Genomic DNA, 14,186 nt, shown 5'->3' with positions numbered 1-14,186 from the left:
AACCTGAACTGGGTAATGCCAGCGGAGGAATTGTCATTTACGACACGAAAAGAGGCGCGTATTCTTTTGAATACCCGTTTTCTTCTCCACTCTCGCGTCTGGCGTCGCATGCCCCCATGCGGCGTTTTTTAATGGCGCGATAGATTCTTTCGCCTCCCCAAAAGGTTCTCGCTACGTGCAACCATTCCAAGGAGGTTTTTTGATGTTCTCGATTCCAGCGTTTCCAGGTAGCAGCAAAGTTTATGAAACAGGCAGTCGTCCAGACATTCGAGTACCTTTGCGAGAAATCAGCCTTCATCCCTCAGAAGGTCCTTATGGCACAACCCCTAATCCTCCGCTACGTGTCTATGACACAAGTGGCGAATACACCTCTACTGACTACTCTATAAACATCGAAACCGGCCTTCCTCTTCTCCGAAAGCAATGGATTGCAGAACGAGATGATACAAAAAGCTACAGCGGACGGGAGCCTCAGCTCCGAGACGATGGATTTCATACGGAAGACAGCCGGGCTGTACCTGCATTCGATCGCACTGGATATCAGCCACTTCGGGCGAAACAAGGTAAAAACGTCACCCAGCTCCACTATGCCAGACAGAATATCATTACCCCTGAAATGGAGTTCATCGCTATTCGAGAAGGCGTGTCTGCTGAATTCGTCAGATCAGAGGTAGCAAGCGGACGTGCAATAATACCTGCAAGCATCAATCATCCTGAGAGTGAGCCGATGATTATCGGACGTCATTTTCATGTCAAAATCAACGCCAACATCGGTACTTCTGCTGTCAGCTCTTCTATGGAGGAAGAGGTAGAAAAAATGATGTGGTCTGTCCGCTGGGGGGCAGATACGATCATGGATTTGTCGACTGGAAAACATATTCATACTACCCGCGAGTGGATCATTCGCAATAGTCCTGTACCAGTCGGAACTGTCCCTATTTATCAGGCATTGGAGAAAGTGAATGGCAAAGCAGAGGATTTGACATGGGAGGTTTACCGAGACACCTTGATCGAACAAGCAGAGCAGGGAGTAGATTATTTCACGATTCACGCAGGCGTATTGCTTCGCTACATCCCAATGACAGCCACGCGTGTTACAGGGATCGTTTCACGGGGGGGCTCTATTTTAGCTGCCTGGTGCCTGGCTCATCATGAGGAGAACTTTCTTTACACGCACTTTGAAGATATATGTGAAATCCTCAAAGCCTACGATATTTGTGTCTCCCTAGGGGATGGACTGCGTCCTGGCTCGATTGCGGACGCAAATGACGAAGCACAATTTGCAGAGTTGGAAACATTGGGGGAATTGACTCGAATCGCCTGGAAGCACGATGTCCAAGTAATGATCGAAGGACCTGGTCATGTACCAATGCACCTCATTCGCGAAAATATGGATAAGCAGCTGGAGATTTGTCACGAGGCTCCTTTTTATACGTTAGGACCGTTGACCACAGATATCGCTCCCGGCTACGACCATATCACCTCTGCGATTGGTGCGGCAATGATTGGCTGGTTTGGCACAGCAATGCTTTGCTACGTGACACCCAAGGAGCACTTAGGGCTGCCGAATAAAGAGGACGTGCGCAATGGCTTGATCGCCTATAAAATCGCAGCACACGCTGCCGATCTGGCAAAAGGACATCCTCGTGCAAAAGAGCGTGACAACGCACTGTCCAAAGCAAGATTCGAATTTCGCTGGAAGGATCAATTCAATCTGTCTCTGGATCCCGAGCGAGCGCGTGAATACCATGATGAGACGCTGCCTGCTGAAGGCTCCAAATCAGCTCACTTCTGCTCAATGTGCGGTCCCAAATTTTGCAGTATGAAAATCACACAGGATATTCGTAACTACGCTCAGGAAAAGCAAGTTAGCCCGGATGCCTCGATTAAGACAGGACTACAAGAAAAAGCTCAGGAATTTCGTGAACAAGGCAGCAAACTATATTCATAGCATGACTGGAGGAATAAGATGAGCGAGTCGAGTCGATTGCGCGAAGAAATCATCCGTTTGCAGTCAGAGCTGGAAAAGCGTCAAAAGCAATTAAGTCAATTGCAAAAGCATTGTACGCATGACTTCCAAGAGACATCGCTTACCCGTACATGCATAAAGTGCTCGCTAACCGAAAGCCTCTATTATTAGTGAAGAAAAGATAAACATATGCACACATTAAAAATGGTCGGTATCCTCATACAGAGGACTCGACCATTTTATTATAGAAGAAAAAAATTTTTACCGAACCAACTCGACCTGTCCCCGTTTCAATGGAACCCCTTCTTTATAGTACAGAGTCGGTGATAATAGCACAAAGAAAATATGAACCTGTCCATAGCCGTGCTCTTCTAGGATGGCATTCATCGTAGCGGCAATGGCATCGTGCTTCTCCTGCTTTCGTTCAAACATGAGAATTTCCAAGGAAGATGGACTGTTCGTAATTTGCTCCACAACCAAAAGCTCAATTTTTACTTTCTCGTCCGAAACCTCCGCAATCCTCGCAAACTGCTCGACCACGAGGGGAGACATTGCTTTTACTTTATCTTTATCAAAACCTTTAAATCGTAGAAAAGGCAAGGTGATCCCTACTTTCCAGTTCCAATGATCTGAAAATGCTTGAGGGCAAACCAATACAACACTCAAACATTAGTTACCCTAGTAATTATAATCACAAAAATATTTATAGATCAATTGAAATAATAAGTAATGATCGTGAACAAAGTCAGAATTGTCTTCAAAAAAAGGGCCATATCCGAGAATCGAGCCCGACTTCTGAGGTGTGGTGGACGTACCACTCCAGACGGGAACTCATTCAACCAGATATAGCCCATGAGATATCAAGAAGTATGCCTTATACTTCCTATGAAAATCCATGTATAGTAAGTAACAATTTTAGTATATAACGGTTATTGATACATTTGCAACAAAAAAGTTTCTAATAATCTCAAAACTGTTCTCTCCCCCTTTACTCTTGTCCAAGCATGATCGTTATTTCGTTCAGGACAGGGTACCCTATTGTTACACTGAAATTTTGTCGCTATTAAATGCGGAGGTGAACGAAGACTATGCAACCCATTTTTCCAATGGAACCGATTTCATGTGACATCATTCCACAAGGCCCTGATTGGATCGCTCAGGTAAAATGGGACGGTGTTCGCGTCCTTACTTACTCCGATGACCTTGGGGTTCGACTCTATAATCGTAAATTAAATGAACGAACGCTCCACTACCCTGAAATTACAGCGATTGATAGCTACTGTAGAGCCCATTCCGTTATTTTAGACGGCGAAGTCATTGCGTTTGGACCCGATGGCAAGCCTTCTTTTTATGAAGTCATGCGCAGAGACGGTTTACGGCGAATGGAAAAGGTTCCCCAGCTTCAAAAAGTCGTCGCAATCACCTACATGATCTTTGACGTTCTATACCTGAATGGTGAGTGGGTAACCAGCTCTTCCCTGTCAGAGAGACAAAATATGCTGAGTACCATCATTAAGCCCAATCCACACATTCAGCTCGTTGAAAATTTTACAGATACAAAAGCGTTATTTGATGTCGTCCAAGCACAAAAAATGGAGGGCATCGTCATTAAAGATCTGAATAGTCGTTACGTCATGAACAAAAAAGATCCCGCATGGCAAAAGAAAAAGTATTATCGCGATTTAATTGCTGTAATTGGCGGAGTTACCGTTAAGAACGGTATCGTAAATTCACTTTTGCTCGGGCTCTACGACAAAGACGGTGCCTTTTGGTTCATCGGTCATGCCGGGACAGGAAAATTAACGCAGCAAGATTGGCGTACCTTAACAGAGCAGATACAATCATTGATTCGGCCAGTTCGTCCTTTTGCAAACCAGCCACCGCGTACAGCCGACACCATATGGCTACAGCCTAAGCTCACCGCCAAAATCCACTACGCGGAATGGGTCCCCGGGCATTCCCTCAGACAACCAAGCATCCAAGCGATCGTGAACATCCCACACCACCAATGCACCCTAGAGTGAGCTTTCACATCTGCCTAGGTCCTCGCATATTTTTGGGTAGAGCAGGATTTCACTAAAGCGAACCATGTATGGCTGCTGTGGAGGTTATCAACTTGATGATTATTGATGACGATAGCGATGTCGTCGCCATTGCATTATGGATTATTGCCATTGGATTCGTGATTTTGGCGATTGAAAAGACAACCAAACTGAGCAACAAGCCGAGCTGTGAACCGAAGCCCTGCATGAATATCGAAATCAATCAATCAAAAACGCTGCAAAACGGTGATAATTCCTCTACAGATGAGCAGCAGTACAAAGATATTTTGTCACAGCTGGAGCAGCTTCGTACTGGAATTCATGATATGCAAAAGGATTTGCAAAAAAACGATAAAAAGTGATTTCAAGATGCCATAGTAGGGTGATCTCTATGATAGATAAAAATCTTGCAAACGAATTGGTAGCAGTAGGTGGATGGATTGCCGTTCTCGGTGCATTTTTGGCAGCAATCGGCTCTACAGGACAAGTAGAACCTGATCCTGACAATTTATCCTCCTCTGCAAAAAACGGCTCTGATGATCTGAGCAAGCAGCTTTCTGTGCAAAAAAAACTTCTACAAAAACAACAGATTCAAATTCAATTGATTCAAATGCAGCAGGAGCTTGCTCAGCTAAATACGCTTTTGGACAAACAAAAAAAGTAAAGCCGCGCTCCGGTCTTTTTACTGGCGAAACGATCCTGCCCGCTTGCCTTGCCCCAGCTTTTGTTTCCCGTGGTTCAAAGCCTGCATTTCCCCGTAGCTGGCAATGAGCGCTATAAAAAAGAACACGAGATACATGCCGGCAGTAAAAAACCCGGCAAATACTGATTTATCCACTAATAAATCTCCAGCTATGAGCGTCACGAAACAGCCAGCCAAAGCACTTCCCCCCATCCAAACCATGAACCGATAAAAACGATACAGCTTCGTCCCTTTCGGAATACTTACTTCTGTATCCATCGTGCGGTTCATTCGTGCGTGAATATACAAAAACAAGAGTAGTGGAATCTGTATGACTACGACTATGACTGGCAGCGTGTAACTGATGAACGTGTCAAAATCATAGACGCGCGGGAACGCAAGCAATGAGGTAACCACCAAAAACCACCCACTCGGCAAATTGAACGCATTATAATGCTGCTGACCGCCAAATGAGCCAAGACATACAAGAAATGCAAGGTACGCTACAATTACCTTAATCGTAAAAGCGGGGAACCATAAACTGAACATTATGATCTCGATTCGATCTAAAAAATCCGTGACATGAATCTGTTGAACCAAAATAAAGATCGGGAAATTAAGCCTGCTTGCAATCGTAAATCCCATAACACCGAGCAAAATCAACAGCAGCATGGAAACGGTAAAACCGACGATTATGATTCCGTGCTTCATGGCGGCAAAAAATAACCGTGGGTGTGTGGAGGCATGCAAGAAGGCTCCAAACAACAAGATGTCTCCATAAATACCGATCGGCAAAAGATTGCTAGCAAATATTCTCTCCAGATCGGTACTTAAAATTGGCTCGAGCCGTTCCACGTTGTATTCATTTCCTAACAAAAAATAAAGCATCATCGACAAGACAAAGTAAGCGGGAAAGTATATTTCATTTACCCGTGCAGCTACCTCCAGGCTCGTCCTGCCGTAATACATCATCAAGAGGACAAACACAATCAGAATGATTTCGACCGGAGTTCGAGGCAATAGTGTCTGTCGAAAAAACTCAGATGCCCCCTTGATATCTAATGTGAGAATGATCCATATATAGCCCAGCAAAATGAGGTTGATGAATCCACCAATCCACTTGCCACACACGATAAACAATATTTCAAACAAATTTTTGCCCGGATAGGCTCTAGACAATTCAGCCAGTACAAAAGCAACTACGATCGCATAGCCAACAGGCAAAATTTGCGAGAACCACGCGTCCATCTTGCTTATCGCTACAATTTTGTGCAAGGCAGAAATCATCATGGCCGTCATCAGAACACTTCCTACCAACCAGGCAGTCTGACGATGGTTGATGACCTGTTTATGAATCATTCCTTTCCCTCCTCTACATCCACCGTTCGATCCAGTTTTTTAAAGGGGCTATATACGTCGTCAGAAGACCGAACGGCAAAATTTGATTGTACTGAAGCTGTAGACACACCATAAGTCCGATCGTTAATCCGTATAGCGTGAAAATGATCCCCTGCTGCTTTGGCAGCATGCTTTTTCGTTTCACCAAAAATGTGATGATGGATATGCCAAGCATCACACAAAAAAACAGCATAAAAATCCGATTCATAAACGCTCTTCCTTCATAATGTTTTTCGTTGTCTGGCCGATGTCGACGACTTGGACCTTGCTTTTTATTTGATAAGTAATTCTGGGTATTTCCTTGTCCCACGTATTGCGATACTTGTCTCTCCACTCCTTCGGAAAGTTGCGCGCCAGTACAATTCCTAGCCCTATCGTATCTGAGCGGGTTTGCTTGATTTGCTCCAACACTTTTTTTACATCATCCGTAACCTTTTGATTCAGCTTGTCTTCAACAATCTTGCAGCTCTTCTTCAGAGTGAGGTCCAGCGAACTATGATTTTCCGTAACGTAAGCAGAGCCGTACAGCTCGATATTGAAATGAACACGTCCGCCTTTAATGCTAGGCTGAATATTGGCCTTCGCATTTTGGAAGGCAATACTCAGCGTTTCCTTTTGTCCCAAGCTCACGTTTAGATTGAGAGGTGTCGCTCGGTGAAACCATCGAAGGCCTGCTATTTCATAGTTTGTATAGGTAGCAACTAGCCTGTCACCCCGAAACGTTCCTATTCCAACCGCCTGAATTTCTTTGGACTTTCCCTTTGGATGCGAATCAACATCTTCAAAAATTGGCAAAAACGCATCCACGCCAGGAGTATTTAGCATCTGCGAAATATCCTTGATGGTGACCGGGATGGCCTCTGCTTTCACCAATTCACGTATGGCTTCGCCGGAAAAACGCTCAAACTGCGGCTGGGCAATCAGCAAATCCATTCCTTTCCCCTTTGTCATTATGATGAAGGCGGTCAAGCGATTCTCTGGGAAGCGGGAAACGATATCGAGAGCATCGCTGAAGCCCTCTTTCGCCAGCCGTTCCCCTATCACGACAATCCGATGGTGGGCATAGTAGAGGTGCCTGGACATTCTCGACTGAATGGTACTGTTTGCTTCACGGATGGTTTTCCCAACGGCTGAATCAACATAATAGCTTTTATCCCCACTGGTTCCGCCTCCTCCGCCAGAAGGTCCACCCAAATTGCTGACCAGTGGCACCTGAACGGATAATCGGTAAAGCCCGCCTGGCTCTTTATCCATCGCCATCGCAATGACAAACGCCATGTCATTGACTTCTCGGCGATCCCAACAGCCTGTAACGACTACCAGACTAAGTGCCAAGCCAATCTTCCAGAGAGTACGTATCACGTCTTCCCCTCCTCGTTCGTGCTGCTGCGACCTGTTTCTCCTTTTCCCCCTCCCCTGCTCTGGATCTGATCGGCAAACCCCGAATCCATTCGCCTTGCATTTTGTACTCCCAAAAAGCTTGGCCGCTTTTCGTTATTGGACCACGGAGCTCGAATCAGCGTGTCTTTCAAGTCGCCAACAGACATCGGTGCCAACGGGGAGAGATAAGGCACTCCAAAGGAGCGAAGATTGGCCATATGTCCCAAAATGATCAAAGCCATGACTAAAATCCCGTAAACACCGAGAACCGAAGCAATAATCATCAACGGAAATCGAAGCATGCGCAAGGCAATCGCCGCATTAAAATGAGGAATCGTAAAAGAGGCAATCCCTGTGATGGATACCACGATGACCATAGGCGCGGAAACGATCCCAGCTTGGACAGCAGCCTGTCCTACTACGAGCGCTCCCAAAATACTGACAGCTTGACCAACCGTTTTCGGAAGACGTATCCCTGCTTCGCGCAACGCTTCAAACGCTATCTCCATGATCAACGCCTCCACAATCGCCGGAAATGGAATGGCTTCCCTCGCAGCAGCAATACTCAGCAGCAGCGTTGTTGGCAGCATCTGCTGATGATAAGTCGTAATCGCAACATAAATCGCTGGCGTCACCAATGAAATGATCAGGAACAAATATCGCAGCCATCGTACCAGCGTAGCCATTTGAAATCGCTCAAAATAATCTTCATTGGCTTGCATCAGCATCCAGAAGGTGGTAGGAACAATCAGCACCATTGGCGTCCCATCCACAAAAATCGCGACTCTCCCTTCGAGAAGTGCACCCGCGACGGTATCGGGGCGCTCCGAATACATGACTTGCGGAAAAGGAGAATACGTACTGTCTTGGATCAGCTCCTCGATATAGCCACTTTCCAGTACCGCGTCAATATCTATTCTGTCGATGCGTCTGGATACTTCTTCGACGACTTGAGGATCAGCTATCCCGTCTAGATAGGAAATAACCAGATTGGTATTCGTCTCACGCCCAACCACAGCCGACTTCATTTTTAAGCGCGGCGTTTTCAGCTTGCGTCGCAGCATGGAGGTGTTCGTGCGGATGTTCTCAATAAAACCCTCACGCGGTCCACGAACTACGGCCTCACCCTCTGGCTCATTGACAGATCGTTTTTCCGCTCCGCGTATCCCGAGAGTTAGCGCCTCTTGATTTCCCTCAACGATGAGCGCAGTATCACCAGAGAGTACAGCCTGCAGAAGTTGCTTATAATCATTGACTCTCGTAATTTGGGAGACTGGCAAAAGCACTTCTTCAATAACCCGAACATGCTCATCGCCATCCTCGAGCACCATTAGAGTCTTTAATGCTAGATTTACCTCATGGGTATCGATCAACCCATCAACAAATACAGCGATTGCGATCACACTGTTTTTTTGCTTGAATTCCCGAATGACAAAATCCGAGCAATCACCAAACAGTTTTTTCAAAAGGGCGATGTTATCTGCGAGTTTAGAAAAGACCGGAATGCCCTCCAGATCCATTAAGCTACAGGCATTTATAGACTCGATCAGCTCTTTTGTTTTGTCTTTACGCTTAAAATCCATGTCTTCACCTGCCACTGGAAAGCTATACGTATTATGGATGATTAAGGTAAGGGCTATGCAAGAAAGCTCAATCTTACATAATCTTCACTTGTCTGGACAAAGTAGGGACAAGTCAATTAGAAAGAAGGGGCTTGTTTTGGCAGCACCGACAAAAGAGTACGAGCTAAACATAGGCGGGCACACCTTGTCGATTACAAATCCATATAAACCGCTATGGCCAGAGGCAGAAGTAACAAAACTGGACTATATCCGCTACTTGTTGATCGTGGCTAAACCGATGCTCGCTTACGCAAAAGACCGCCTCTTGACCGTTATTCGTTATCCACACGGGATAAACGACAAGCATTTTTATCAAAAAAATACGCCCGATTATGCCCCAGTCTGGATCCAAACCCATATCTGGGAAAATGTTCGCTATGCTTTATGCAATGATGAGGCGACCCTCATCTGGATGGCAAATCAAGCTGCACTGGAGTGGCATGTCTCGTTTCATCTGGCGAAAAATGAGATACCGACCGAGCTGGTTTTTGATTTGGACCCATCTACGGATGACTTCTCGGTAGTGATCCGAAGCGCTATGCTTGTAAAAGAATTGTTGGATGAGCTCCACCTCCCCTCGTACGTCAAAACATCAGGCTCAAGTGGCTTGCAAATCTATGTACCAATCGAGCTTCGATATACGTTTGAGCAAACCCGTCAGGTAGGCTATTTTTTGGCTTCTTATTTAGTGAGCAAGCATCCTGAGCTGCTCACTATCGAAAGAATCGTTAAAAATAGAGGGAGTAAGCTCTATATCGATTATTTACAGCATTGGCGCGGCAAAACACTGCCTGCTCCCTACTCCCCCCGTGCAAAAGAGAAAGCGACTGTCTCGACACCACTGAAATGGGAAGAGGTGCCGCATATTCACCCTACTGCCTTTACGATTCATACTGTACCCGAACGTCTGCAAACACTGGGTGACCTCTTTTCCCCAGTCTCTACTCCAGATAGCAGAGCTTCCCTTGATTCCGTTCTTTCCTTTTTGCAGTCATGCTAAAGTGTGTAATTGGAATCCCCCTACCTGTTTGTGCTATACTGTGCACAGACGTTTTCTGGCAAGGAGGCATTTTTCATGATCGATCCAATTGCAATTGCAATCGGACCTTTAAAGATTCACTGGTACGGCATCATTATGGGGCTCGCTTTTTTTCTTGGGACCTATTTAGCACGGTACAATTCCAAACGTTCTGGCATTGATCCTGATCACGTCCTGAATATGGTTGTACTGATCATTCCGGCAGCGATCATCTGCGCTCGTTTGTACTACGTGGTGTTTGAATGGGGTCAGTACAAAGACAACCCGATCGACATCATTAAGGTGTGGAATGGAGGGCTCGCGATTCACGGAGGGCTTATCGGTGGGGTGTTAGCGGGAACGTGGTATATCCGCAAGCACAAGCTGCCATTCCTTCGATTGGCCGACATCTTTATGCCAAGCGTGATTCTCGGGCAAGCAATTGGCCGTTGGGGCAATTTCATCAACCAGGAAGCACATGGGGACGTGGCCTCGGCCGAATTCATGGAGAAATTCCCAGCTTTCATCCGTGATCAGATGTATATTGGGGGCCAATACTACCACCCCACATTCCTCTATGAGTCGATGTGGAACCTCGTAGTCTTTGCAATACTTATCTTCATGCTGTATCGCTTCAAAAAGTTCGATGGACAAATACTGTTCAGCTACATGATTCTTTATTCAATCGGTCGCTTCTTCATTGAAGGAATGCGTACGGACAGCCTACTCATCGCGGACACGCTCCGAGTTGCGCAGCTGGTCAGTTTAAGCCTCATTGCCGTCGGAGTCATTTTGATGCTCGTGTTTGCCCGCAAAAGTAAACAGTCAGGACATTCTCAAAACTCCATGGAGTAAATGTCACTCACAGCTTCCAAACCACCCCTTCCATAGCGGAACCGGGTGGTTTTTTTGTTTGTCCTGTCTGAATAATCATAAACGAGGGAATAACTGGTAGATAAAAGATGCGTGATGGGGTGGCAAGCATGGATGATGGTATTTTAGAAGACTATCTAGACCGTAATGTTCGCGTGCATTTTGCTCCCGCTATGATCGGTTCTGGATTATCTCCATTTACCGAAGGCAAGCTGTACGATTACAGCGCGAACGGTATCCTGCTGCAGGAGAGTGACGGGTCACTTGATTATATTCCCTTTGCCTCGGTCAGACTCATTCAGATTCGGCCAAAGGCTGGGCTATGGGAGCGACTAACAGGATCTGGATAGAAAAAAGACACCTTTTCCGGGTATACAATCTTCCGGTACGAAGGTGTCTTTTTTTCACTACGTTAGAAAGAATAATTCTGAACTTATTTTATAGAAACACATCGAAAACGACATAACAGGCAGCGGCAAGCAAAGCAGATACAGGGAGTGTAATTACCCAAGTAATTAAAATCCGTCCTGCCAACCCCCATTTTACTGCATTGAGCTTTTGAGATGCCCCTACCCCTAAAATAGAAGAAGTAATGACATGAGTCGTACTTACAGGCAGCTTCAGCATTGTAAAGATGGTAATGATCAGTGCAGAAGACAGGTCTGCCGAGAATCCGCTGATGGGCTTGATCTTCATGATCTTTCCACCCATCGTTTTAATAATTCTCCAACCGCCTACGGATGTCCCTAATGCCATGGCAATCGCGGCAGAAAGCTTCACCCACAGAGGGATCGAAAACTCACCAGGTTCTTGTACCAAAAATCCGCCAGAAAGAAGCGCAAGGGTAATGACCCCCATCGTTTTCTGCGCATCATTAGCACCGTGACTGAATGACTGCCAGGACGCAGATAACACCTGCAGGACACGGAAGCTCCGATTAGTCTTGTGGTAAGCTTTGTTGGCGACGATTTTGGAGACGACTTTGATGACAATAAAACCAATAACAAAGGCCACAATCGGCGAAATAATTAGAGCCTTTACAATCTCAATAAATCCTTCCATGTTGATTGCGCCTAACCCTGCTGCTCCGACAGCTGCACCAGCAACACCACCGATGATCGCGTGTGAAGAAGAGCTCGGAATTCCGAACCACCATGTAATGAGGTTCCACAAGATCGCTGCAGTCAAAGCTGCAAGAACAACCAGTAGTCCATTTGGCAGCTTAAACGGATCCGTAATTTGTCCACCGATGGTTTTTGCTACGCCCGTATAGGTCAGCGCACCAACGAGGTTAAAAACAGAAGCGATTAAGATAGCAGTACGTGGACTTAGCGCCCGCGTGGATACCGATGTGGCAATCGCGTTTGCTGTGTCATGAAAGCCGTTAATAAAGTCAAAGCTAAGCGCCATGATGACGACGAGTACGAGAATAATCACCTCTGGCGATAGATCAGGCATTCTTTAACACGATCCCTTCTACCAGGTTGGAAACATCCTCCGCAAAGTCAGCACAGTCCTCAAGCTTGTCATAGATTTCTTTGAGCTTGATCGCTTCGATCGGGTTGGCGTCAGGTGCGTTAAGCAGGTCTGATACCATTTTGCGGTAGTTGGAATCGGATTCATGTTCGAGATCTTTAATCTCTCTAGCAATCTTAGAAACTACCTGATGATCCAGCTTGCGAAGTGTGCGAATTAACTCAATAAGCTTTGCCGAGCATTTAACCAAAATGTTGGCCTGAGCAAGAACTCGCGGGTCTGGCTGGCGTACTTGATACAGATACATACGATCCGCTACGCCGTCGATGTAGTCAATCATCGAGTCCATAGTATGCGCGAGTTGGTGAATATCTTCACGCTCAAGTGGAGTGATAAAGGTAGAGTTCAATTCGTTCATAATGCGGCGAACGATTTCATCCCCTTCTTTTTCAACAGCTTTGATTGCTTTTACTTTCGCCTCTAAATCGTGATAGTTCCCTATCATTTCATAAAAGAGATGAGTCCCTTTGTGCACTGTAGCAATTTGCTGTTCGAACAGATCAAAGAAGATATACTTGTTTGATTTCAACATATGTTCCTTCTTCACTCCTTAGGAAAAATCACACTAGACGATTATATCGAACATTAATGTTGACGTAAATTTAAAAACAAGGTCAAGTATGTGTATTTTTTTTAAATAATTTATTAAGTTTTTGTAAATCACCTTTACAATAGACAAAATAACACTCATTCCTACCAGGGTATGAGTGTTATTCTACCAGCCAATCCCATATTTAATTCGTAGCTGCCAGCATACAATCCTTCTTTTTCTTGGCTTCGTACATCAAGGTATCTGCTTTTTCTGTCAATTCCTTGGCACTTACGGCATGGAGTGGATAAGAAGCTACGCCGATACTGACAGTCACACCGGAAAGCAAGCTACGGACCTGCTTCTGGATGCGTTCGCCTACACCAAGACCTACTCTCGTCTCTGTCTGTGGCAGCAGCACGACAAATTCTTCACCGCCCCAGCGTCCTACTATATCCTGCCTGCGGACATTGACCTGGAGCAAATCGGCAAACTGGCACAAAAGCTGGTCGCCTCTGATGTGTCCATGTCGGTCATTAAAATCCTTAAAGTTATCCAAATCAATAAACAGTAAGGTGACAGGATATTGATTGCGCTTTGCCAGCTGCACCTCTTGCTCAAGTTTGTCGATAAAGCGTCGGTTGACCAATACGCCCGTTAGTGAATCGTGATAAGCCATCCGCCGCAATTTATTTACATAGGTTCCGAGCATGTATCCTGCGACTGTCTGGATCATGGCTACAGCAGCAACCAGCGCTGCCATTGTTCCATCCTCAGGGAATCCATACACCCCAAGCCAAATCAAAATCATTAGACAGGAAGCCCCCATGCCAATCCAGCGCGAGTCCACAACAAATTCCCTCCGGTCCATGCTAGTAGCACCTCAAATTCCACTGATTCATAAGACCTAATTCACATAAGAAAAATAGGACTTTAATCGTAATGTTAGGAATATTTTACCTATCTTTTGACCCAAGATCAATAACTAAAACTATACATAACTCGCGGAGCCATCTATTCTTCATCAAATCGATATTATTTATTGAATTTTTCAGATTAATGGCAACCCTCTTTCTTATCTTGATACTCTCGGATATAATTACAAAATATTCTTTATCGATAGGGAGGAATTGTCCT

General features: G+C 45.5%; 16 protein-coding genes. 8 read left to right on the top strand and 8 right to left on the bottom strand.

Going from position 1 to position 14,186, the window contains the following annotated elements; translation table 11 throughout:
• Positions 1-202: 202 nt before the first annotated feature.
• Together thiC and SB752_RS29075 are read left to right on the top strand one after the other, a co-directional pair.
• Positions 203-1,951, top strand: coding sequence for a phosphomethylpyrimidine synthase ThiC (gene thiC / locus SB752_RS29080; protein WP_410718949.1), 1,749 nt, complete (start codon positions 203-205; stop codon positions 1,949-1,951).
• A gap of 18 nt (positions 1,952-1,969) precedes the next feature.
• Entirely contained in the window at positions 1,970-2,140 is a 171-nt protein-coding gene (locus SB752_RS29075; protein ID WP_410718948.1) for a hypothetical protein, read from the top strand.
• A 90-nt stretch (positions 2,141-2,230) separates the two neighbouring features.
• Here the strand turns inward: SB752_RS29075 and SB752_RS29070 are convergent, their stop codons facing one another.
• Positions 2,231-2,569 carry a DUF1904 family protein gene (locus SB752_RS29070; RefSeq protein ID WP_410718995.1) on the bottom strand — a complete coding sequence of 113 codons (339 nt, stop codon included), beginning with the start codon at positions 2,567-2,569 and terminating at the stop codon, positions 2,231-2,233.
• Positions 2,570-3,057: 488 nt separating this feature from the next.
• On the opposite strand from SB752_RS29070, the gene SB752_RS29065 reads away from it, so the two are divergent.
• The 3 genes from SB752_RS29065 to SB752_RS29055 all read left to right on the top strand — a co-directional run bounded on the left by SB752_RS29065 (position 3,058) and on the right by SB752_RS29055 (position 4,675).
• Positions 3,058-3,993, top strand: a complete 936-nt coding sequence (locus SB752_RS29065) for an ATP-dependent DNA ligase (protein WP_410718947.1) — start codon at positions 3,058-3,060, stop codon at positions 3,991-3,993.
• Between the two features lie 92 nt (positions 3,994-4,085).
• On the top strand, positions 4,086-4,373 hold the full coding sequence (locus SB752_RS29060; RefSeq protein ID WP_410718946.1) for a hypothetical protein: 288 nt from the start codon (positions 4,086-4,088) through the stop codon (positions 4,371-4,373).
• A 29-nt stretch (positions 4,374-4,402) separates the two neighbouring features.
• Positions 4,403-4,675 carry a hypothetical protein gene (locus SB752_RS29055; protein WP_410718945.1) on the top strand — a complete coding sequence of 91 codons (273 nt, stop codon included), beginning with the start codon at positions 4,403-4,405 and terminating at the stop codon, positions 4,673-4,675.
• A gap of 18 nt (positions 4,676-4,693) precedes the next feature.
• Here the strand turns inward: SB752_RS29055 and SB752_RS29050 are convergent, their stop codons facing one another.
• From SB752_RS29050 to SB752_RS29035, 4 genes are read right to left on the bottom strand one after another with little or no spacing between them, the layout of a single operon-like run.
• A complete protein-coding gene (locus tag SB752_RS29050) occupies positions 4,694-6,052 on the bottom strand; it encodes a GerAB/ArcD/ProY family transporter (protein WP_410718944.1) in 1,359 nt (452 codons plus the stop codon).
• A 13-nt stretch (positions 6,053-6,065) separates the two neighbouring features.
• Positions 6,066-6,299 carry a hypothetical protein gene (locus SB752_RS29045; RefSeq protein ID WP_410718943.1) on the bottom strand — a complete coding sequence of 78 codons (234 nt, stop codon included), beginning with the start codon at positions 6,297-6,299 and terminating at the stop codon, positions 6,066-6,068.
• Positions 6,296-7,453 (bottom strand): Ger(x)C family spore germination protein, encoded by a 1,158-nt coding sequence (locus tag SB752_RS29040; RefSeq protein ID WP_410718942.1) that lies wholly within the window; start codon positions 7,451-7,453, stop codon positions 6,296-6,298. Before SB752_RS29040 ends, SB752_RS29045 begins: the two co-directional genes overlap by 4 nt.
• Positions 7,450-9,054 (bottom strand): spore germination protein, encoded by a 1,605-nt coding sequence (locus tag SB752_RS29035; RefSeq protein WP_410718941.1) that lies wholly within the window; start codon positions 9,052-9,054, stop codon positions 7,450-7,452. The genes SB752_RS29040 and SB752_RS29035 overlap by 4 nt, the downstream gene beginning before the upstream one ends.
• A 136-nt stretch (positions 9,055-9,190) precedes the next feature.
• Between SB752_RS29035 and ligD the strand changes: the two genes are divergently transcribed.
• The 3 genes from ligD (at position 9,191) to SB752_RS29020 (ending at position 11,334) form a co-directional block, all read left to right on the top strand.
• Positions 9,191-10,093, top strand: coding sequence for a non-homologous end-joining DNA ligase (gene ligD, locus SB752_RS29030; protein ID WP_410718940.1), 903 nt, complete (start codon positions 9,191-9,193; stop codon positions 10,091-10,093).
• Positions 10,094-10,168: 75 nt separating this feature from the next.
• Entirely contained in the window at positions 10,169-10,966 is a 798-nt protein-coding gene (lgt, locus tag SB752_RS29025; protein ID WP_410718939.1) for a prolipoprotein diacylglyceryl transferase, read from the top strand.
• Between the two features lie 128 nt (positions 10,967-11,094).
• Complete coding sequence (locus SB752_RS29020; RefSeq protein ID WP_410718938.1) at positions 11,095-11,334, top strand: hypothetical protein; 240 nt, start codon at positions 11,095-11,097, stop codon at positions 11,332-11,334.
• 88 nt (positions 11,335-11,422) lie between these two features.
• Here SB752_RS29020 and SB752_RS29015 read toward each other — a convergent pair whose 3' ends face one another.
• The 3 genes from SB752_RS29015 to SB752_RS29005 form a co-directional block, all read right to left on the bottom strand.
• On the bottom strand, positions 11,423-12,442 hold the full coding sequence (locus SB752_RS29015; protein WP_410718937.1) for an inorganic phosphate transporter: 1,020 nt from the start codon (positions 12,440-12,442) through the stop codon (positions 11,423-11,425).
• Positions 12,435-13,052, bottom strand: a complete 618-nt coding sequence (locus SB752_RS29010) for a DUF47 domain-containing protein (protein ID WP_049738702.1) — start codon at positions 13,050-13,052, stop codon at positions 12,435-12,437. The genes SB752_RS29015 and SB752_RS29010 overlap by 8 nt, the downstream gene beginning before the upstream one ends.
• Before the next feature lie 202 nt (positions 13,053-13,254).
• Positions 13,255-13,920: a GGDEF domain-containing protein gene (locus SB752_RS29005; RefSeq protein WP_410718936.1), complete on the bottom strand. Its 666-nt coding sequence runs from the start codon at positions 13,918-13,920 to the stop codon at positions 13,255-13,257.
• Positions 13,921-14,186: the final 266 nt, after the last annotated feature.

It is taken from the genome of Brevibacillus sp. SIMBA_040, assembly GCF_046535075.1.
Taxonomy (GTDB): domain Bacteria; phylum Bacillota; class Bacilli; order Brevibacillales; family Brevibacillaceae; genus Brevibacillus.
This window is presented reverse-complemented; position numbering and strand designations above follow the sequence as displayed.